General features: G+C 71.4%; 20 protein-coding genes and 1 riboswitch. Of the genes, 8 read left to right on the top strand and 12 right to left on the bottom strand.

Going from position 1 to position 20,663, the window contains the following annotated elements:
- The first annotated feature begins 40 nt into the window (after positions 1-40).
- Positions 41-1,285 (top strand): PP2C family protein-serine/threonine phosphatase, encoded by a 1,245-nt coding sequence (locus GUY59_RS23025; RefSeq protein ID WP_138208040.1) that lies wholly within the window; start codon positions 41-43, stop codon positions 1,283-1,285.
- Between the two features lie 31 nt (positions 1,286-1,316).
- On the top strand, positions 1,317-2,210 hold the full coding sequence (locus GUY59_RS23020; RefSeq protein ID WP_132340729.1) for a 5'-3' exonuclease: 894 nt from the start codon (positions 1,317-1,319) through the stop codon (positions 2,208-2,210).
- On the opposite strand, the gene menD is transcribed toward GUY59_RS23020, so the two are convergent.
- Positions 2,207-3,868 carry a 2-succinyl-5-enolpyruvyl-6-hydroxy-3-cyclohexene-1-carboxylic-acid synthase gene (gene menD, locus GUY59_RS23015; protein WP_171055602.1) on the bottom strand — a complete coding sequence of 554 codons (1,662 nt, stop codon included), beginning with the start codon at positions 3,866-3,868 and terminating at the stop codon, positions 2,207-2,209. The genes GUY59_RS23020 and menD overlap by 4 nt on opposite strands.
- Entirely contained in the window at positions 3,865-4,758 is an 894-nt protein-coding gene (locus GUY59_RS23010; protein ID WP_201761231.1) for an o-succinylbenzoate synthase, read from the bottom strand. The genes menD and GUY59_RS23010 overlap by 4 nt, the downstream gene beginning before the upstream one ends.
- Positions 4,759-4,860: 102 nt before the next feature.
- On the opposite strand from GUY59_RS23010, the gene GUY59_RS23005 reads away from it, so the two are divergent.
- From GUY59_RS23005 to GUY59_RS22995, 3 genes are all read left to right on the top strand, one after another.
- Positions 4,861-6,006, top strand: a complete 1,146-nt coding sequence (locus GUY59_RS23005) for an AMP-binding protein (protein ID WP_161714654.1) — start codon at positions 4,861-4,863, stop codon at positions 6,004-6,006.
- A 43-nt stretch (positions 6,007-6,049) separates the two neighbouring features.
- Positions 6,050-6,364, top strand: a complete 315-nt coding sequence (locus GUY59_RS23000) for a hypothetical protein (RefSeq protein WP_132341484.1) — start codon at positions 6,050-6,052, stop codon at positions 6,362-6,364.
- Between the two features lie 180 nt (positions 6,365-6,544).
- The gene (locus GUY59_RS22995; protein ID WP_138203360.1) at positions 6,545-7,897 is read left to right on the top strand and encodes an RNA polymerase sigma factor; all 1,353 of its coding nucleotides are present in this window, start codon (positions 6,545-6,547) and stop codon (positions 7,895-7,897) included.
- A 67-nt stretch (positions 7,898-7,964) separates the two neighbouring features.
- Here the strand turns inward: GUY59_RS22995 and GUY59_RS22990 are convergent, their stop codons facing one another.
- Positions 7,965-8,363 carry a hypothetical protein gene (locus tag GUY59_RS22990; RefSeq protein ID WP_171055479.1) on the bottom strand — a complete coding sequence of 133 codons (399 nt, stop codon included), beginning with the start codon at positions 8,361-8,363 and terminating at the stop codon, positions 7,965-7,967.
- Positions 8,364-8,477: 114 nt separating this feature from the next.
- Between GUY59_RS22990 and GUY59_RS22985 the strand changes: the two genes are divergently transcribed.
- Positions 8,478-9,038, top strand: coding sequence for a TetR/AcrR family transcriptional regulator C-terminal domain-containing protein (locus GUY59_RS22985; RefSeq protein ID WP_171055480.1), 561 nt, complete (start codon positions 8,478-8,480; stop codon positions 9,036-9,038).
- Between the two features lie 199 nt (positions 9,039-9,237).
- Complete coding sequence (locus GUY59_RS22980) at positions 9,238-9,435, top strand: DUF5999 family protein (protein ID WP_132341476.1); 198 nt, start codon at positions 9,238-9,240, stop codon at positions 9,433-9,435.
- Here GUY59_RS22980 and GUY59_RS22975 read toward each other — a convergent pair.
- Complete coding sequence (locus GUY59_RS22975) at positions 9,402-10,073, bottom strand: alpha/beta hydrolase family protein (RefSeq protein WP_138203363.1); 672 nt, start codon at positions 10,071-10,073, stop codon at positions 9,402-9,404. The genes GUY59_RS22980 and GUY59_RS22975 overlap by 34 nt on opposite strands.
- A gap of 81 nt (positions 10,074-10,154) precedes the next feature.
- Here GUY59_RS22975 and GUY59_RS22970 point away from each other — a divergent pair, with 81 nt between their 5' ends.
- Positions 10,155-10,502, top strand: coding sequence for a hypothetical protein (locus GUY59_RS22970; RefSeq protein ID WP_138203365.1), 348 nt, complete (start codon positions 10,155-10,157; stop codon positions 10,500-10,502).
- A 90-nt stretch (positions 10,503-10,592) separates the two neighbouring features.
- On the opposite strand, the gene GUY59_RS22965 is transcribed toward GUY59_RS22970, so the two are convergent.
- The 8 genes from GUY59_RS22965 to GUY59_RS22930 all read right to left on the bottom strand — a co-directional run bounded on the left by GUY59_RS22965 (position 10,593) and on the right by GUY59_RS22930 (position 20,629).
- Positions 10,593-11,390, bottom strand: coding sequence for a tetratricopeptide repeat protein (locus GUY59_RS22965; protein ID WP_138203367.1), 798 nt, complete (start codon positions 11,388-11,390; stop codon positions 10,593-10,595).
- Between the two features lie 93 nt (positions 11,391-11,483).
- Positions 11,484-14,315: an aminomethyl-transferring glycine dehydrogenase gene (gcvP, locus tag GUY59_RS22960; RefSeq protein WP_138203370.1), complete on the bottom strand. Its 2,832-nt coding sequence runs from the start codon at positions 14,313-14,315 to the stop codon at positions 11,484-11,486.
- Between the two features lie 179 nt (positions 14,316-14,494).
- A riboswitch (glycine riboswitch) is annotated at positions 14,495-14,593 on the bottom strand.
- A gap of 58 nt (positions 14,594-14,651) precedes the next feature.
- Complete coding sequence (locus tag GUY59_RS22955) at positions 14,652-15,272, bottom strand: MerR family transcriptional regulator (RefSeq protein ID WP_132341165.1); 621 nt, start codon at positions 15,270-15,272, stop codon at positions 14,652-14,654.
- 147 nt (positions 15,273-15,419) lie between these two features.
- Positions 15,420-15,890, bottom strand: coding sequence for a bifunctional nuclease family protein (locus GUY59_RS22950; protein ID WP_090771501.1), 471 nt, complete (start codon positions 15,888-15,890; stop codon positions 15,420-15,422).
- Positions 15,891-16,022: 132 nt separating this feature from the next.
- Entirely contained in the window at positions 16,023-16,682 is a 660-nt protein-coding gene (gene ftsR, locus GUY59_RS22945) for a transcriptional regulator FtsR (RefSeq protein WP_165960082.1), read from the bottom strand.
- Positions 16,683-16,749: 67 nt separating this feature from the next.
- Positions 16,750-17,262: an FHA domain-containing protein gene (locus GUY59_RS22940; protein WP_132341167.1), complete on the bottom strand. Its 513-nt coding sequence runs from the start codon at positions 17,260-17,262 to the stop codon at positions 16,750-16,752.
- Positions 17,263-17,538: 276 nt separating this feature from the next.
- Positions 17,539-20,043 (bottom strand): mannose-1-phosphate guanyltransferase, encoded by a 2,505-nt coding sequence (locus tag GUY59_RS22935; RefSeq protein WP_138203372.1) that lies wholly within the window; start codon positions 20,041-20,043, stop codon positions 17,539-17,541.
- A 4-nt stretch (positions 20,044-20,047) separates the two neighbouring features.
- Entirely contained in the window at positions 20,048-20,629 is a 582-nt protein-coding gene (locus GUY59_RS22930) for a CDP-alcohol phosphatidyltransferase family protein (protein ID WP_132341170.1), read from the bottom strand.
- Positions 20,630-20,663: the final 34 nt, after the last annotated feature.

Genomic DNA, 20,663 nt, shown 5'->3' with positions numbered 1-20,663 from the left:
CCAATTGTCCAGTTCCGCTGCGCTTCGAGGGTGAGACCGCATGGCCGACGTCATAGGCGCCGCCGAGCTGCCCGCGCGCGAGAGCGACGCCGAGCTGCTCGCCGTACGGCTGGCGCACGCCCAGCGGCTGGGCAACATGGGCTGGGCGGAGTGGCATCTGCACACCGGCGAGACCATCTGGTCCGACCAGGTCTACGTGATCTTCGGGCGCGACCCCGCGCTGGGCCCGATCCCGCTGCCCGAGCTGGCCGGCCTCGTCGAACCGGCCGACATGGGCGCGCTCGACCGGCTGCTGTGGTCCGTCGTACGCGGGGTCGAGCCGGTGCAGGCTGAGTTCCGCATCCGCCGCGCAGCGGGCACCGGCGAGCTGCGCGACCTGCGCGTCGTGCTCGAACCGCTGTCCGAGCCCGGCGGGCCGGTCGGCGGGCCGGTCGGCGGGCCGGTCGGCATGCACGGCGTCATCCAGGACATCACCGGCCGCCGCCGCGCCGAGCGTATGGTCTCGGAGTCGCGCCGACAACTGCTGGAGGCCCGCGAGCAGGCCGCCGAGGAACGCCACGTCATGCTCGCGCTGCGCGAGGCCATCCTGCCGGGGCCCGCGGGGCGCCTCGACCTGCCGCACGCCAGGATCGCCGTGCGCTACGTGCCCGCGGAGAAGACCGCCAACCTGGGCGGCGACTGGTTCGAGGCGGCTCCCGCGCCCGACGGCCGCCTGCTGCTGGCCATCGGCGACGTCTCCGGCCACGGCCTGCCCGCCATCGCGCGCATGGCCCAGCTCCGCCACGCCCTCGTCGGCCTGGCCATGACCGGCCGGCCCGCCCACCGGCTGCTGGCCTGGCTCAACGAGCTGGTCATGCACCAGCTGAAGGACACCACCGCCACGGCGATCATCGGCCACCTCGACCCCGAGACGCGCGTGCTGGCCTGGAGCCAGGCGGGCAACCTGGCCCCCGTCCTGGTCCGCGACGGCGTGGCCACCCGGCTCACCCAGCCGCGCGGCGTGCTGCTCGGCGCCGACTGGCCGGGCCCGTACGAGCTGGCGACCACCCGGCTGCTGCCCGGCGACCTGCTGCTGATGTTCACCGACGGGCTGGTCGAGCGGCGCACCCGCGACATCGACGTGGGCCTCGACCTGGTCATGGCCGCCGCCCGCGACGTGTCGGCCCGCGACCTGGAGCCGGGCCTCGACCGCCTGCTGGCCCGCATCGGCGGCCCCAACCCGGAGGACGACGCGTGCCTGCTCGCGGTCGGCGTCCCCGCGCGCGAGGAGGAGCGGCCCAGGTGAGCGGCGGGAGTGCGACGATAGACGCGTGCTCATGCTTCTGGACACCCCATCGCTCTACTTCCGCGCCTTCTACGGCGTCCCCGTGTCGATCGAGGGGCCCGACGGCAAGCCCGTCAACGCCGTGCGCGGCCTGATCGACATGATCGCCACCCTCGTGCGCGGCCACTCCCCCACCGCGCTCGCGGCCACCATGGACGCCGACTGGCGGCCCGCCTTCCGGGTGGCGGCCATCCCGACGTACAAAGCGCACCGGGTCGCCCACGGAGACGCCGAGGAGGTCCCCGAGGCGCTCGTGCCGCAGATCGCGATCATCCAGGACGTGCTCGACGCGCTCGGCATCGCCCGCCTGGAGTCGCCGGGCTACGAAGCCGACGACGTGATCGGCACGCTCACCCACCAGGCCGCCGGCGCCGTCGACATCGTGACCGGCGACCGCGACCTGTTCCAGCTCGTCGACGACGCCCGTCCCGTACGCGTCCTCTACACCGCCCGCGGCATCCGCAATCTGCAGATTGTCGACGAGGCGTTCGTCACCGCCAAATACGGCATCCCGGGACGGGCCTACGCCGACTTCGCGACCCTGCGCGGCGATCCCAGCGACGGCCTGCCCGGCGTCGCCGGCGTCGGCGAGAAGACCGCGGCGGCGCTCATCACCCGCTTCGGCTCGCTGGACGCCATGCTCGAAGCGCTCGACGCGGGCGTCACCGACGGTTTCCCGGCCGGCAGCCGCACCCGCCTGGCCGTGGCCCGCGACTATCTACGCGCCGCCCCCGCCGTCGTCGAGGTGGCCTCCGACGCGCCACTGCCCGCCGCCGACCTCACCCTGCCGGCCAAGCCGCGCGACCCCGACGCGCTCGTCCGCCTGGCCGACCGCCACGGCCTCGACACGCCGCTCAACCGGCTGCTCGACGCCCTGGGCGGTTAGTCCTCCAGCAGGGCGCGGACGGCCGCCTGCGCGGCGTCGCGCAGGCGGGCGTGCACGAGCACGTTCTCCTGGCGGTCGGTGCGCACCTCGACCACGCGCGGCCCCTCGCCGCGCAGCGCCTTGGGCAGCTCGGTGATCTCCTCCACCAGCGTGTACGGCGTCCCCGTCGCGGCCGCCGCATAGCCGAGGTCCACCCCGTGCGGCGTGCCGAAGACCCGCTCGAACGGGTCGCGGACCGCCGCCTGGGGCAGCAGCGAGAAGATGCCGCCGCCGTCGTTGTTGACGACCACGAAACACAGGTCGGGCCTGGGCTCGCGGGGCCCGAGGATCAGCCCGTTCTGGTCGTGCAGGAACGACAGGTCGCCCATCAGCGCGTACGCCGGGCCGTTGTGCGTCAGCGCCGCCCCCATGGCCGTCGAGACCAGCCCGTCGATGCCGGAGGCGCCCCTGTTGGCCATCAGCCGGATGCCGCGCCGCGGCCGCATCGCCTGGTCCAGGTCGCGGATCGGCATCGAGGAGCCGCAGAACAGCAGGGCCCCGTTGGGCAGCGCGTCGACCAGGTCCCTGGCCAGACGCGGCTCGCTCGTGCCCGACACGTCGAGCACCTCGTCCAGCGCCGTCCTGGCCGCCTGGTCGGCCTGACGCCAGGAGTGCAGCCACGTGTCGTCGCCGGAGGCCACCGGGATCTCCACGGCCTGCGCCACCTGCGTGGCCGACCTGGTGGGGTCGGGCCAGCGGTCGAGGTCGGGCGCCACCACGATGTGCTCCCCCGCGCGCTGCAACCACGACAACAGCGGCCGCGACAGCCCGGGGCGGCCCAGCGTGACCACCACGTCGGGCAGGTGCGTGTCGGCGAACTCGGGCGTGCCCAGCAGGTGGTGGTAGGTGGAGACGGCGTGGTCGCCGTAGCGGCCGCCGCCGTTCGGCTCCGACAACACCGGCCAGCCCGCCATGCCGGCCGCGGCGACGTAACGGCGCACGTTGGCGGCGCCGTCGCCGACCACGAGCACCCCGCGCCTGGTCGGCGGGAGGTGCAGGGCAACCGGCGGGGGCGCGACCCTGGCCCGCACCCAGGGGCCGTTGGCGGCGCCGTCGAGCGGCTCGCACCACGTGGTGTCGCCATCGGGGATCAGCGGCTCCCTGAAGGCCAGGTTGAGGTGCACGGGCCCCGGCGCGGCCGGGCCCGACGCCCGCTGGTAGGCGCGGCAGGCCAGCGACCGCCAGTAGGCCACCTGCCCAGGCCGGTCCTCCGGCACGCCGACCTCGGCGAACCAGCGGGTCGCGCCGCCGTACACCTTGAGCTGGTCGATCGTCTGGTTGGCGCCGGTGCCGCGCAACTCGGGCGGGCGGTCGGCGGTGAGCACCAGCAGCGGCACGCCCGCCTCGCTCGCCTCGATCACGGCCGGGTGGAAGTTGGCCACGGCCGTGCCGGACGAGCAGATCAGCGCCACCGGGCGCTCGGAGCGTTTGGCCAGCCCCAGCGCCAGGTAGGACGCGGACCGTTCGTCGATGCGCACGTGCAGGCGCACCCGCGACTCGGCGTACAGGGCCAGCGCCAGGGGCGCGGAGCGGGAGCCGGGGGCCAGCACGACATCGGTCAGGCCGCAGCGCACCAGCTCGTCGACCAGCACCGTGGCCAGCGCGGTAGCGGGGTTCAACGTGACGCCTCCTGCATCCGGCTCAGCCACTGGGGAGATTCGATTTCATATGACGACAAATGCTGATAATTCACTGTCGGGCGCCGCACGGCCAGCCGCCCGTCCACCGGCACCAGCGAGTCGTCCACGACGTCGCCCGACAGCAGCGACATCGTCCCCAGCCCGCACGCGTACGGCAGCGACGGCAGCGCCGCGGCCAGCGCCAGCCCCGCGGCCAGCCCCACCGACGTCTCGACCGCGCTGGAGACCACCGCGGGCAGCCCGCACGCCTCCACCACCCGCAACGCCGCGCGCACCCCGCCCAGCGGCTGCACCTTGACCACCGCGATGTCGGCCGCCTCAGCCGCCCTGACCCGCAGCGGGTCCTCGGCCCTGCGGATCGACTCGTCGGCCGCGATCGGCACGTCGCACGCGCGCCGCACCGCCGCCAGCTCCTCGAGGGTGGCGCACGGCTGCTCGGCGTATTCCAGGTCGAACCGGCCGAGGCGGTTGAGCCGGCGCACGGCCTCACCGACCTCCCACGCGCCGTTGACGTCGATCCGCAGCCGGCCCGACGGCCCGAGCGCGTCGCGCACGGCCTCGACCCTCGCCACGTCGTCGTCGAACGTCTGGCCCCGCTCGGCCACCTTGACCTTCGCCGTGCCGCAGCCGGAGCGGCGCACCATGTCGTGGGCCCGCACGGGATCGACGGCCGGCACCGTCGTGTTCACGGGAACGCTGTCGCGCACCGGCTCCGGCCAGCCCTCGAAGGCCGCCTCACGGGCGCAGGCCAGCCAGCGGGCGCACTCGCGCGGACCGTATTCGGGGAACGGGGAGAACTCGCCCCATCCGGCCGGACCGTGCAGCAGCACCCCCTCCCTGAGGGTCTGCCCGCGAAAACGCGTGCGCATCGGGATGCGGAAGACATGGGCACTGACCTCGGGCGCCGCGGGAGAACGCGTCACGACCCTCCCTGCACATCTGTCCGACCTGTCGCCACTAACCTTACGAGCATGTGGAGGAACCCGTCGCATCCGGACCGTCCGCTTCTTGCCATTGTGCAGCCTCCAGGACCCGCCCTGTTCGCGGCGATCCGCGACGCGCTCGAGGGCGACGGCCCCGCCGTGCTCCCCCTCCCGCCCGGCCACTCCGAGGCGCCGCTGGCCGCGCTGCGCCCCACCCACGTCAACGGGGCCCTGCACGGCGGCGGCGAAGGCGTCCCCGGCGACGTGGCGGTCGTCATCGCCACCAGCGGCAGCACCGGCGCCCCCAAGGGCGTGCTGCTCTCGGCCGCGGCCCTGCACAGCTCGGCGACGGCCTCACTGCGCCGCGTCGAGGCCTCTGAGGGCGAGCGCTGGTTGTGCTGTCTGCCGGTCTCGCACGTCTCGGGGCTGCAGGTGCTCGTACGCTCCCTGCTGTCCGGCAGCGAGCCGATCATCCATCCGTCGTTCGACCCGCATGCGGTCCTCGCCTCGGGCGCCGACCACGTCTCCCTGGTGCCCACCCAGCTGCACCGCCTGGTGGAGCTGGGGGCGGACCTGTCGGTCTTCCGCACGATCCTGCTCGGCGGCGCCGCCGCCCGGCCCGACCTGCTGGAGCGGGCCGCGGAGCTCGGGGCACGGCTGGTGACGACGTACGGAATGAGTGAGACGTGCGGCGGCTGCGTGTACGACGGCCAGCCCCTTTACAATGTAGATCTCAAAGTCGGCGAGGACGGCCGGATCAGGGTCGCCGGGCCCGTGCTCTTCTCCGGCTACCGCTTCGGCGGGCCCGCCCCGCTCGAGGACGGCTGGTTCGTCACCTCCGACCTCGGCGAGCTGACCGGGGGCCGGCTGCGCGTGCTGGGCCGTGCCGACGACGTCATCAACACCGGCGGCGAGAAGGTCGTGGCCGGCGCCGTGACCGCCGTGCTGTGCACGCATCCCGAGGTGGCCGACGCCGCCGTGTTCGGCGCACCCGACCCCGAGTGGGGTGAGCGGGTCACGGCCGTCGTCGTCCCGGTCAACCCCGACACACCTCCCACGCTTGCACAATTAACGGCATACTGCCGCGATAGGCTTCCCCCCTATGCCGCCCCGCGCGAACTACGCCTGGAGCCCCGGCTGCCGCTGTTGCCGAACGGAAAGACCGACCTTGTGCGGTTGAGGGCAGGAACCTGATGAGTTGCGGCTGCGTCAAACCGGGGAAAGGGAGGGAGCCTTCATGGACCAGACCCGCAAGATGTGGGCATCCGCGGCCGTCGTCGGCGTGATCGTGGTCGGAGGCGCCTCAATCGCGGCGGCCGCCTCGGCGGGCAAGCTGGAGCAGAGGGGCGAGGAGACCCGGGCCGTGGTGGAGAAGGCGTCGCCGTCCAGCCACCCGGAGGCCTCGACACCCGGCCCCACCGGCGACGACGTCGTCGTCTCCCGCGAGGTCAACCCGGATCCCGGCCAGGTCATCGAATACTGGACCGGCGAGCGCATGGAGGACGCCGACCCCATGCCGATGCCCGAGGTCTCGATCGAGGTGGGCGACTAGCGAACGAGCCGAGGGGTGGTCCGCCGAAAGGGGCGATCCACCCCTTTTTCATGACATTCGTCCGCACGGGGAACAAATGGCGGCGATTGGCGTTATTGATACTGGTGCGCCGTGCGGACACGAAGCCGCCCCACCACAACCTGCCTGATCGCTTCGACTCCGTACGGAGGAGGTGTCCTCATGCCCAGAACCGCCTTGGCGACCCCGGCGTCTCTCGACCAACTGCTCGAACGAGGGCGAACCCAGGGTCACCTATCTCTGGCGGAACTGCGGGACGCGTTCGGCAGAGCCGGCATCAGCCCCTCTGAGGGCCGCACGATATTGCGGGAGCTGTCAGAGGCCGGCGTGAGCCTGGCCGCCGAGAACGAGCCGTCTCTCAGCACCGCCACCCCCAGCAAGAACAGTCAGAAGACCAGTCAGAAGAAGGCAGAGACTTCCAAGAAGCCTTCGCGGGCAAAGACTACCGGCCGCAAGGCGGCCGAGGCAAAAATCGCCTCCCCCGCCGACGTGCAGACCGCCGTCCCCGCGGAGCCGAAGCCGGAGCATGAGGAGGACGTACCTGAAGAGGTCGACCTGAACGCCGAGGACGACGGCGAATCGACCGATCTGGACGACGCCCAGTCGGTCATGGGCGACTCGGTGCACACCTACCTGAAGTCCATCGGCCGCCGCACACTGCTCACCGCGGCGCAGGAGGTCGAGCTGGCCAGGCGGATCGAGGCCGGACTGTACGCCGAGTACAAGCTCGAGACGCAGCCCGACCTGCCGCCCGACCTGCGGGAGGACCTGCACATGGTCGTCAAGGACGGCAAGCGGGCCAAGGACCACATGCTGGAGGCCAACCTGCGCCTGGTCGTGTCGGTGGCCAAGAAGTACACCGACCGCGGCATGTCGCTGCTCGACGTGGTCCAGGAGGGCAACCTCGGACTCATCAGGGCGGTGGAGAAGTTCGACTACACCAAGGGGTTCAAGTTCTCGACGTACGCCATGTGGTGGATCAGGCAGGCCATCCAGCGTGGCTTCGCCGACTCCGCGCGTACGATCCGGCTGCCTGTGCACGTGCTGGAGATGTTGTCCAAGCTGTCGCGCATCGAGCGTGACATGCACCAGCGTCTGGGACGCGAGCCGACCCCCGAGGAACTGGCGGTCGAGCTGGACAAGACCCCCGATCAGATCGAGGAGCTGCTGCGCACCAGCCGCCAGCCGATCTCGCTGAACGCGACGATCGGCGAGGACGGCGAGACCACGATCGGCGACCTCATCGAGGACGTCGACTCCCCCGAGGCGTCGGAGATCGTCGACCGCCAGCTGCTGGGCGACCAGCTGCGCGGCGTGCTCGACAACCTCTCGCCGCGCGAGTCGAAGATCATGGCACTGCGTTTCGGTCTGGTGGACGGCAAGCCGCACACGCTGGACGAGATCGGCAAGCACCTGGGGCTGACCCGGGAGCGGATCCGCCAGCTGGAGAAGGAGTCGCTGTCCAAGCTGCGCCACCCGAGCAACACCCGCCCGCTGCTCGACTGGGCCAGCTGACGGAGAGCCCCGGCACACAGCGTGCCGGGGCTCATCTCTTCCGCGGCGCTCCTGGAGCGGCCGGGTGTCAGGCGGTGGCGGGCACCGGGCGCGGTATGCGCGGGATGTTCCACAGCCGGTTGTGCTCGCGCAGCGTGCGCAGGCGCTCGACCTCGGCCGTCCACATCGCGCCTCCTGGCGTCGCCTTGGCCTTGCGGCGCGCGATCCGGTCGTCGTAGGCCTTCACCCCGAACGTGGCCCGCTGCCCAGCCTCGGCGGCACGCAGCGCGTCCGTCAGCGCCCGGTCGAGGGCCTGGCCCGCGGCCATCAGCTCGATGTCGTCGGCCTCCGCGGCCTTCAGCTCGCGCAGCGTCCGCTCGGCCTCACGGGCCTTCTCGATCAGCTCGGGGTAGCTCCTGGAGATCTCCTGGTCCGCGTGGAAGCGAACCTCTGCCTCCCGGCTCACCCGCGGACGGAAAAACGCCATCGACTCGGCCCCTTCACGCTGTGGTCACTCGTCCCGATGCTTAGGGTACGCCGTCGCGCGACACGTGCGGAAATCGGCCCGTGGCGAGCTCCTTTACATAGTAAGATGATCTCCATGCCCGCCAAGCGACCACCCGTGCCCCTTTCCCGCGAGCGCATCATCGAGGCCGCGCTCCACATCGCCGACGGCCAGGGCCTGCGCCGGCTCACCATGCGCCGCCTGGGCGACGCGCTGCAGGTGGAGGCCATGGCCATCTATCACCACCTGCCCCGGGGCAAGGAGGCCCTGATGGACGCGCTGGCCGAGCACGTCACCGCCGTCCAGGTCGAGCAGCGCCCGACCTGGCAGGAGACGGCCAGGGCCTGGTGCAGGGCGAGCAGGGAGACACTGCGCGAGCATCCAGGTGTGCTGGCCCTGGCCCTGACCAAGCCGCCCAAGGGCGCCACCGCGCTCGCCGTCAAGGAGCAGGTCGAACAGCTCGCCGACGCGGGACTGCCCGACGCCGCCGAGGCCGTGCGCACGCTCCGGGCCTTCGTCTTCGGCAGCGTCGCCGTCGAGGTGCAGCAATCAGGTTGGGCCGACCCAGACGTCGATGAATGGGTCAGACGGGATGAAAGAGCAGATACCGACTTCGAGCGTGGGCTCGACGCTCTCCTCAAGGGATTGCAAACGTGATGCGCGTGTCGCGCTTGGCCGGTTATCCTGCATAAGGCACGCTGTGTCGAAGGTCACACGCACCAGGGATCCTCCTGTAACAGCCCGAACGGGCTATGTCGGAACGCGTGACACAGTCGCACACTTGCCAGGACAACAACCGAGCCGGCTCCCGCCCCTCCAGAACGGGAGCATCCCACGAGATATCGGAGGCACGCCGATGTGCCCGCACGACCCGGCCTGTCCGGATGCCGAGGCGCCTGACCGCGAGGCGGCACGCACCCTCGCCTGCCACCCCGAGCAGGGGTGGAGCCTGCTCTGCAACGGCGTCGTCCTGTTCGAGGACACCGGCGAACTGCTGCCCAGCGGCACCGTCATCGCGCCTCACCGGCCCGATCCGCTGGTGGGCGCGGCCTGATCCCCACGCGGGCGGCGCCGCCGGCCGCGGCTGCCCTGCCGTGGCGGCCCGCCGTAGCGGGTGATCCATCCCGCCACGACCTCGCCCACCCGGGCGGGGTCCTTTTTCAGGTCATGGCCCTCCCCCGGCAGCACCACCAGGCGCGCGGCATCCGCGGCGTCCGGCACCCCGAAGGGGTCACGATCACCGTTCACGACCAGCACGTCCACCCCGGCGCCACGTAGCTCGCCGGCCCGCGATCGCTCGGGCCTCCCCGGCGGATGCAGCGGAAAGGCCAGCGCCACCACCGCCGCCGCGCCGACCGCCTTCGCCGTGCGGCACGCCACCCGTGCCCCGTTGCTCCGCCCACCCTGCACGAGCGGCAGCCCTGGCAGACGCGAGCGCAGCTCCGACAGCACGATCTCCCACGCCTCGTCCTGCCTGTCCGGCGAGCCCGGCGCCCGCGCCCCCGCCACCCTGAACGCCTGCGTCACCCGCGCCACACTGGCGCCCACGCCCATGGCGGCCTCGCGCACGGCCAGCAGGTCGGGAGCGTCCACTCCCCCGGCCGATCCGTGGGTCAGGACCAGCAGCAGCCGCGCGTCGGGCACCTCGTCGATCTCCACGAGCGCGGGCCCGCGAGGGGTCGTCACCTCCATGCCAGCACCGTACCTGGGGAGGAGGGCGCGCTACCTCTCAGGTCGGATGACGACACCGCATCCGGGATGGATGATGACCATATGCCGGACCAGCGCCCCCTCAGGGAAGATTTCCAGGCCACGCTCGACGCCCGTCGCGATCTCGGGCCTGACTATGAGGAGGCGCTCGTCGACTCGTTCGCTGAGCGCCTCGACGCCACCATCGCCGCCCGCGTACGCGCCGAGCTCGACCGCGACGCAGCCCCGCCGCACAAGAAGTCCACGCCGGGGGCGCCGATGATCCCGGTGGCGCTGGGCTCGATGGCCATGGGCATCCCGCTGACGGCCATCGCGTCAGCCAACGCCGGCCTGGTGGGGCTGATCATCACGTGGCTGGCCATCGTCGTCATCAACGTGGCCGCCGCCGCGGCCGTCATGCGCCGCGGCTGACCTCACCACGACGGGACCGACGGAGGGAACGGGAGCACCTCCGCCGTCCCAGGGCGTCCACCCGGACCCGCCGCAGGCCTGCGGGCCGGATCAGGTGTCGCGCTGGTAGCGGAGCCTGACCTCCGCCGCCAGGGTCTCGTCGGCGTGCTCCAGCCCGTACGACCAGACCCGCGCCGCGTCGTCGTCGCGCCCGCGCAACGGCAGGGTGCGCGCGAGCAGCTCGATGGCCAGCGCGCTCGTCTGCGCGTCCGCGCCGCCCTCCACGGTCTCGGCGAACTCCGCGCAGGCCAGCTCCAGATGCGCGATGCCGAGCCGGACCCGCAGCCCCGGTGCCTCGTCCCCGGGCGCGGCCTCCAGGGCGTCCAGGAGCAGCTCAGCCGCGGCCCCGGGCTCCCCGTGCTCCATCAGCAGGTCGGCCAGCTCCTGCGCGGCGTGTGCGGCGATCTCGCCGTCGCCCCCGGCCATCGCGGCCCGCAGCTCCCGCTCCGCCTCCTCCAGGTCGTGCGCCCGCACGGCCAGCCGGGCCAGCGCGAGATGGGCCAGCGGGACGTACCCCGCCGCGCCGACCCCCAGCACGGCCTGCCAGGCGGCCCTGGCCTGCTCGGCCCGCCCCTCCCGCTCGAACCCCTGGGCCAGGTGGCAGGCGGCCTGGGAGGCGTATTCGGGGTGGCCGGTCGCCAGCGCGGTCCTCGCGGCCGCCCTGGCGGCCTCGACGTCGCCGCGCTCCTCCAGCACCACGGCCAGCCCGACGGCGGCCTGCGCCCTGTCGGGCTCGTCGGGGTCGGCGGCGAGCTCGCGCAGAATGGCGGCGGCGCCGTCGAGGTCGCCGCGTTCGGCCAGGCGCCGGGCGGTGTCGAGAGGCGGGGTCTCCAGCTCTGAGGACGTCAAGAGAGCTCCTTCTGGCGACGGTCGCCCCGAGCCTAACGACTTCCGGCGATCATGTCTGCCGGGTTGACGCCGAAGGCCTGGCTCACCCGGTGACTAGTCCTCGTAAGCCTCCAGCGGGGGGCACGCGCACACCAGGTTGCGGTCGCCGTAGGCCTGGTCGATGCGGCGGACCGGCACCCAGTATTTGCCGTCGCGCAGCGACGGCAGCGGGTAGGCGGCCTCGGTCCGCGCGTAGGGGTGGTGCCATTCGTCGGCGCTGACCGACTCCGCGGTGTGCGGCGCGTTACGCAGAGGGTTGTCCGTCTTGTCGTAGTCGCCGGACGCCACCTTCGCGATCTCGCTCCGGATGGCGATCATCGCGTCGGCGAACCGGTCGAGCTCGCCGAGGTCCTCGCTCTCGGTCGGCTCGATCATGAGGGTCCCGGCCACGGGGAACGACATGGTGGGCGCGTGGAAACCGTAGTCGATGAGGCGCTTGGCCACGTCGTCGACGGTGATGCCCGTCTCCTTGGTGATCTGGCGCACATCGATGATGCACTCGTGGGCCACCAGCCCGCCGCGCCCGGTGTAGAGCACCGGGTAGTGGGGGGCCAGCCGCTTGGCGAGGTAGTTGGCCGACAGGATGGCCTGCTCGGTGGCCGCCGTGAGCCCGTCGGAGCCCATCATCCTGACGTACGCCCACGAGATCGGCAGGATCCCCGCCGACCCGTAGGGGGCCGCGGAGACGGGCCCCACCGGCGAACCGTCGCGCAGGGGGTGGCCGGGCAGGTAGGGGGCCAGGTGGCCGCGGACCGCGACCGGGCCGACGCCGGGCCCGCCGCCGCCGTGCGGGATGCAGAACGTCTTGTGCAGGTTGAGGTGGGACACGTCGGCCCCGAACTCGCCGGGCTTGGCCAGCCCGACCAGCGCGTTGAGGTTGGCCCCGTCCACGTAGACCTGGCCGCCAGCCTCGTGCACCTTGGCGCAGATCTCGGTGATGGTCTCCTCGTAGACGCCGTGCGTGGACGGGTAGGTCACCATGATCGCGGCCAGCGCGTCGCGGTGCTTGGCGATCTTGGCGTCGAGGTCGTCCAGGTCGACGTTCCCGCCGGAGTCGCAGGCCACGACCACGACCCTCATGCCGGCCATGACGGCGCTGGCGGCGTTGGTGCCGTGCGCCGAGGAGGGGATGAGGCAGACGTCCCGCCGGCTCTCACCGCCCGCGCGGTGGTAGGCGCGGATGGCCAGCAGCCCGGCGAACTCGCCCTGGGAGCCGGCGTTGGGCTGGATGGAGACGGCGTCGTAGCCGGTCACCTCGGCCAGCCAGCGCTCCAGCGTGCCGATCAGCTCGAGGTAGCCCTCGACCTGGGCGGCGGGCGCGTAGGGGTGCACGGCGGCGAACTCCGGCCAGGTGATCGGCTCCATCTCGGTGGTCGCGTTGAGCTTCATCGTGCAGGAGCCGAGCGGGATCATCGACCGGTCGAGCGCGATGTCCTTGTCCTGCAGCTTGCGCAGGTAGCGCAGCATCGCGGTCTCGGAGCGGTGGCTGTGGAAGACCGGGTGGGTCAGGTAGCCGGACTCGCGCAGCAGCGAGGAGGGCAGCGCGTCGGCGGTGCCCTCGGCGTCGGTGCAGGGGGTGGTGACCCCGAAGGCGGCCTGCACCGTGGCCAACTCGGCGGCCCCGGTCTTCTCGTCGCAGGCGACCGAGACGTGGTCGGCGTCCACCTGCCAGAGGTTGACGCCCCGCTCGGCCGCGGCGGCGACCACGGCGGACGCCCGCCCCGGCACGCGTACGAGCACGGTGTCGAAGAACTCGGCGTGCACGACCTCCAGGCCCTGCCCGCGCAGCCCTTCTGCCAGGGCGACGGCGTGGCGGTGCACCCGGCGGGCGATGCGGCGAAGGCCCTCCGGGCCGTGGTAGACGGCGTACATGCCGGCGATGACGGCCAGGAGGACCTGCGCGGTGCAGATGTTGCTGGTGGCCTTCTCGCGGCGGATGTGCTGCTCACGGGTCTGCAGGGCCAGGCGGTAGGCGGGGTCGCCGTCGGCGTCGACGGACACGCCGACCAGACGGCCGGGCAGCTGCCGCTGCAGGCCCTCGCGTACGGACATGTAGGCGGCGTGCGGCCCGCCGAACCCGAAGGGCACCCCGAACCTCTGCGAGGAGCCCACGGCGATGTCGGCGCCCAGCTCGCCGGGTGCGGCCACGAGCGTCAGCGCCAGCAGGTCGGCGGCGGCCACGACGAGGGCGCCCGCCTCGTGCGCGGCGGCGGCCACGGCGCGGAAGTCGCGCAGCCGCCCCGACGCGCCGGGGTACTGTACGAGCACGCCGAAGCACTCGGGCAGCTCGCCGTGGAGGGAGTGCTCGACGAGCGTGATGCCGAGCGGCTCGGCCCTGGTGGCGAGCACGGCCTTGGTCTGGGGCAGCGCGTCGGCGTCGACCACGAACACGGCGCTCTTCGACTTGCCCGCCCTGCGGGCCAGCGTCATGGCCTCGGCCGCGGCGGTGGCCTCGTCGAGGAGCGAGGCGCCGGAGACGGGCAGGCCGGTGAGGTCGGAGACGACGGTCTGGAAGTTGAGCAGCGCCTCGAGGCGGCCCTGCGAGATCTCCGGCTGGTAGGGGGTGTAGGCGGTGTACCAGCCCGGGTTCTCCAGCAGGTTACGGCGGATGACGGCGGGCGTGACCGTGTCGTGGTAGCCCAGCCCGATCATCGAGGTGACCACCTGGTTGCGATCGGCCAGGGCGCGCAGCTCGGCGATGGCCTCGGCCTCGCCTGCGGGGGCGGGCAGCGTGAGCCGGTCTTTCGCCCTGATGGACTCGGGCACGGCGACCGCGACCAGGTCGGCCACGGACTCGAAGCCCACGGCCTCGAGCATGCGCTGCTGCTCGGACTCCGAGGGGCCGATGTGCCGGGACGAGAACGGCGGAGCGGACAGATCGGTCATGGAGATGCCTCCCGAGGCTGTGGAGACCGGCGCCAGGGCGCGGGCGTGTGCCGGATCTCCCCCTCTGTCAGCGCGGACCCCGGACAAGCGCGGGGTCGCGACCTGAGAGCTTCACCCCCGGTGGGGCTTGCACCGTCGGTGAGGCGCGCCTGGCGGGTGCGCCTGCTTTCCAGAGTTGCCTCGCCCGAGCGGTACGGGATGCCTGAGAGATTCCGGGGAGGGTTGCTCCTTCGGCGCCCCGGAGCCCAGGGGCCCGGGGACTCTCCCGCACGGGGTCGTCGGCCTTTCTGCCCTCAGGTTACTACGCCCGGTTCGTACGGATGTCAGGAGCCGTGCTCACCGGGTGCGGCGGGCACGGCGGCGCCGGGCCAGTTCGTCAGCGGGGTGGTCGGCCGGGACGGTGTCCTCGGCCGCCGCGCGTTCCCCCGGCAGCTCCGCGAGGGAGCCCTCGACCTCGCGCCAGACCCGGCCGAGCGCGATGCCGAACACGCCCTGGCCGCCCTGGAGCAGGTCGATCACCTCGTCGGCCGAGGTGCACTCGTAAACACTGACGCCGTCGCTCATGAGCGTGATCTGTGCGAGGTCGGCCACCCCGCGGTCACGCAGGTGTTGCACGGCCGTGCGGATCTGCTGCAGCGACACCCCGGTGTCGAGGAGCCGCTTGACGACCTTGAGGACCAGGATGTCGCGGAAGCTGTAGAGACGCTGGGAGCCGGAGCCCTGCGCGGCTCTTATCGTGGGCTCGACCAGGCCCGTGCGCGCCCAGTAGTCGAGCTGCCGATAGGTGATGCCGGCCGCCGAGCACGCCGTCGGCCCGCGGTATCCGATGTCACCCGGCAGCGCCGCGGGCTGTTCGTCGAAGAGCAGGCCCTGCTCCCCGGCACGCTGCCGCGCGCTCTCGCGCCGCACCGGATCTTCCTGGCCGGCCGTCTTTCCCTCGCCGCTGCTGACCGCCACGCGGACCTCCGGCTTTCTCTCATCCCGTGGCCTGATCTGGGGGTATGTGAAGCGCAGCCACGGGTTTCACTTGCACCGTAGGACCGCGACCATGCTCAGTCAACGATCCGGCTCGGCGCGTCGTGAAGCGTAAATGCACTGAAATACCTACCCCGCCCGGCCGAAGTCCTCGGGAGTGATCGTGTCAAGAAACTCCCTGAACTTCTCCACCTCGTCTTCCTGGTCGTCCGGGATGATCACCCCGGCTTCCTGGACGACCTCTTCGCTGGCGAAGATGCGCGCCCCCGTGCGCAGGGCGAGCGCGATCGAGTCGGACGGCCGCGCGCTCACCTCCACGCCGTTGGAGAACACCAGGTCGGCGAAGAAGATGCCGTCACGCAAAGCGACGATGTTGACCGCCCGCAGGCCTACGCCCAGAGCACTCAGCACGTCTCGGAAGAGGTCGTGGGTGAGCGGCCGCGGCGGAGGCTCCTCTGCCTGGGCCAGGGCGATGGCCGTGGCTTCCGTCATGCCAATCCATATAGGAAGGAACCGCTCCCCGTGTGCCTCCTTCAGCAAGACGATCGGCTGATTTGTGGGCATTTCAACCCGAACGCCCACAACCTCCATCTGCAACACGGGCTGCTCCGTATTCCTGACCGGTGTCCCGGCACAGCTATTTGGTCGTTGCTTCTGCTGACTGGCTTCTGCAATTCAACGTAACACCCGGCGGGCCTGGAATGTGCCCCCGCCTCCCAGCTCGCTGCGGTCTCAACGCCCCAGGACGGACCGGACGCCCGTGCGCACAAGGGATGCGTGCAGGTCGAGCAGGAGCGAGGAAAGCTCCCTGGCCGCCTCGTCGGCCTCGCCGATGGCGCCGGGGGCGCGGCGCTTGAGTATCGGCGCGACGGTCTGCTCCACCAGGCCGCACTCTCGCTCGGCCGCCGCCTTGACCGCGCGCAGGTGCCGGGCGCGCAGGCCGAAGCGGGCCAGGGCGCCGACGGTGCGCGCCACCGTGAGCGCCTCCTCGTCGTAGCGGCGGGCCACCGGGGCGAGCAGGCCGTAGTCCTCCAGCTCGTCGAGGGTCTCCTCGTCGATGCCCGCGGCCTCGATCAGCTCGGCTCTGCTGAGCCTGATCTCCTGCTGGTCGTTGTCCTGGACGGCTCGCGGGCGGCCGAAGCCCTCCGCCATCTTGTCCTTGATCACCCGCAGCGGCAGGTAGTGGTCACGCTGCTCGGTGAGAATGAAACGCAGCTGCTCCACGTGCAGGTGCGTGAACTTCCGGTAGCCGGACGGGCTGCGTTCGGGCTCGATCAGCCCTTCCCCCTCCAAGAACCGGATCTTGGAGATGGTGACATCGGGAAACTCGCCCTGCAGCAGCGCGAGCACCTCCCCGATGCTCATGTGCGAGCGTGCCGCCTGTGACGTCATGCGCGCTCCTCCCCTTGCCGCATGGCCAGGCACGAGACGGCGTACGCCGGTCGCCCGCTTCGCCCCCTCATGCCCCGGAGTTGCCCCGCATCAGGAAGACAAGGCGGAACTTACCGATCTGCACCTCGTCACCGGAGTGCAGGGGAACCTCCTCTATCCGCTCCCTGTTGACGTAGGTGCCGTTGAGGCTCCCCACGTCGCGCACCGAGAACTGACCGCCGCGGTGGCGGTAGAACTCGACGTGGCGGCGGGAGACCGTGATGTCGTCGAGGAAGATGTCACTCTCCGGATGGCGCCCGGTCGTGGTCAGGTCTTTGTCGAGCCGGAAGCGGCTGCCCTGGTTGGGCCCCCTGGTCACCGTGAGCAGAGCCGCGCCGGGCGGCAGCTGCTCGACCAGCGCCCGCTCGGCCAGGAGCATGTCGCCTGTCTCAGCCTCATACGCCTCGATTCCCGCCACCGAGATCGTCGACGTGGTGTCCCCGGAGACCTCGAGTCTGGTCAGCGGTGACCCACAGCGGGAACAGAAACGGGCATCCTCGGGGTTGGCGTGCCCGCACTGCGTGCAGTAGACGCTCGGCATCGATCGGCTCGGCCTCCTACCGCGAAGACGCGGCGACGGTGCTCTGGAGCGCGCCTCGCTTCGCTTTTTCAAGTTTGCGAATGCCGCAACTTACGCTGATCAGCGGCAAAGGTCAAGACGGCGGCGCTGGACTGTGGTCAGGACGCAGACAAAGTTACCGCCGCCCCCGCCCTGCGGTCCATGCCGCCGCGCCTTTCTACATTACGATCTTGCGGGACCTTCTGCGCACATCGTGCTCCGCCCGTTTTCCCGGCCCCAGCCACGGCGTGCCGGCGGTCATGTGGCGGCCTGTTCCACGATGCGGGCCCAGCGTTCGAGCAGTGCCTGCGCGCCGTCCATGTCGGACGCCTCCGCCCACAGGTCGGTCACGGGCTCGGCGGCGGCCGGCAGCACCAGCACCCAGCTGCCGTCGTCGCGGGCCACCCGCACCCCGTCGGTGGTGTCGATGCGGCGGCCCTCGGGCTCGGCCTCGGCCGCCTCGATGACCGAGCGCATGACGGCGCCCTTGGCCGCCCACGGTGTCGGCACCGTCCGCCTGAGAAGTCTGACCTCGGGAATCCTGGCGTCGATCTGGCTGAGCGACAGGCGGGTGCGGGCGACCAGGCCGAGCAGGCGCAGGAACGCGGCCAGCCCGTCGATCGCGGGGCTGAACTCCGGCACCACGAAGCCGCCGCGCCCGTCCGCCGCGAAGATCATGTCGGGACCGGCGGCGGCCGAGGTGAGGGCGTCGAGCGCGGTCGACGTCCACTGCACCTGCACGCCGTGGAAGCGGCACACCTGTTCGGCCACCCGGGTCGTGGTGACGGGCAGGGCCACCCGGCCGCTCCTGCGTTCGGCGGCGACCAGGTCGAGCACGACGAGCAGGGCGCGTTCCTCGCTGATGAGCTGGCCCATCTCGTCCACCAGGGCGATGCGCTCGCCGACCGGGTCGAACCTGACGCCGAAGGCCGCCCGCGACGAGCCGACCAGCTCGGACAGGCGCTGCAGGTCACGCCGCCGCCCCGCGAGCGTCTCGGTGGGCGAGATGTCGTCGAGGCGGGCGTTGACGGTGAGCACCTCGACGCCGACCCGGCCGAGCAGCGTGGGCAGCACCAGCGAGGACGTGCCGCCCGCGCAGTCGACGACGACCTTCATGTCCTTGACCCCGGTCACGCCCGCGTGGCGCAGCAGCTCGTGGGTGTAGTCCTCGACGGCCCTGGCGGGGTAGGCGAGCTCCGCGATCTCGCCGGGGAAGGCACGGCGGAACTCCTGGCGGGAGAAGACCCGCTCCAGCTTGCGTTGCGCGGCCGGAGGCAGGTCGGCGCCGCGGTCGTCCATGATGACGATGTCCACGCTCTGCGGGTCTCCCGGCGTGGTGCGCAGCGCGATCCCGCCGGCCGCCGAACCCCTGGCGGTGTGGAAGCGGGCCACCGGGAGCGGAGCCGCCTCCAGGTCCAGCACGTTGATCGCGCCCGCGGTGAGCGCGCCGATGACGGCTCGCTTGAGCGCCCTGGCGGCCAGCGAGCAGTCGCGCGAGGTGACGACGTGCTCGCCCTTCTTGAGGGTGGTGGCGTACGCGCTGGCCAGGCGGACGCAGAGCTCGGCGGTGATCTCGACGTTGACCAGGCCGCTGACGCCCCGTGTGCCGAAGAGGTTGCGCTGGCCGCGCGACTCCCAGATCACGCTGGTGTTGACGACCGCTCCGGCCTCGATGGTCTTGAACGGGTAGACCCTGACGCCGCTGGAGACGTACGCCTCCGCCTCGATGACGCATTCGTCGCCGATGACGGAGTTCTCCTCGATGCGGGCGCCGGCCATCACGTCGGTGCTCTTGCCGATGACGCAGCCCCGCAGGTGGGCCCCCGGCCCGAGGTAGACGTTGTCGTGGACGACCGCGCGGTGCAGGAAGGCGCCCTCGCGGACGACCACGTTGTTGCCGAGCACGGTGTACTCGCGCAACTCGGCCCCCGCCTCGACCTTGGCGTAGTCGCCGATGAGCAGCGGGCCCTTGAGCACGGCGTCGGGGTCGACCGCGGCGGAGTCGGCGACCCAGACCCCGGGCGAGAGCTCGAAGCCGCCGATGTCCACCGCGACCTTGCCGGACAGGGCGTCGGCCTGGGCCTTCAGATAGCTCTCGTGGGTGCCGACGTCCTCCCAGTAGCCGTCGGCCACGTAGCCATAGATGGCCGCGCCGCGGGCGAGCAGGGCGGGGAAGACGTCGGAGGACCAGTCGACGGGCTCTCCGGTGGCCACCGCGTCGAGGACCTCGGGCTCCATGACGTAGACGCCGGTGTTCACGGTGTCGGAGAAGACCTGGCCCCAGGTGGGCTTCTCCAGGAACCGCTGCACCCTGCCCTCGTCGTCGACGATGATGATCCCGAACTCGAGCGGATTCGGTACGCGTTTCAGCCCGATCGTCACGAGAGCCGCATTCTCGCGGTGAAACCGGATCATGTCCGTTAAATCGAAATCGGTCAGGGCATCGCCGGAGATGACCAGGAAACGATCGTCGCGGAGGCGGTCGGCGGCGTTCTTGACGCTGCCGGCGGTGCCGAGGGGCAGGTCCTCGGTGGCGTACTGGAGGTTCATGCCGAGTTCGTCGCCGTCGCCGAAATAGGCGCGCACGAGCGCGGCCAGGAACTGGACGGTGACCACGGTGTCGGTGATGCCGTGCCGCCTGAGCAGGCGCAGGACGTGCTCCATGATCGGGCGGTTGGCCACGGGGAGCAGGGGCTTGGGCTGGTTGGCGGTCATCGGACGCAGCCGAGTGCCCTCCCCGCCTGCCATGACGACCGCCTTCACCCGATCACTCCTTCTTGGCCGAGGTTACGAGCCGGCGCACCTGTACCACATACAGCACCCCCGCCCACCAGTACAGGCCCGTTCCCCATAGTGCGAACGCCCACCCGACAATTCGGGCTATATCGGCATACCACCCAGTGTGGGAGGCAAGGAAGAGGAGAGGGAAGGCGTACATGAGATTGAACATGGCGGCCTTGCCCAGAAAATGCACCTGAAGTGCCTTATAGCCGTGTTTGCGCAGTACGGGGAAGGAACACGCAACGAAGAGTTCGCGTCCGACGATGACCGCGACCAGCCACCACGGGATGACGTCGCGCAGCAACAGGGCGAAGATGGTGGCGAAGACATAGAGCTTGTCGGCCGCCGGATCGATGATCCTGCCGAGCCTGCTCGTCTGGTTGAAAGCCCTGGCGATCTTCCCGTCGAGCCAGTCCGTGAACCCGGCGACCGCGAGGATCCCGATCGCCCACCCGTCCGCCTTGGGCCCCAGAACCAGCCAGAGGAACACGGGGACGCCCAGGAGGCGCAGGAAGCTCAGCAGGTTAGGAACCGTCCAGATCCGGTCCTCGGCGGAAGTATCGCTCACGCAGCAGACCCTACTGCGTGGAACTCCAACACAG

Source organism: Nonomuraea sp. K271 (genome assembly GCF_009908215.1).
GTDB lineage: Bacteria > Actinomycetota > Actinomycetes > Streptosporangiales > Streptosporangiaceae > Nonomuraea > Nonomuraea longispora.
The sequence above is the reverse complement of the archived record's forward strand: the minus strand, read 5'-3'. Positions and strand labels throughout refer to the sequence as shown.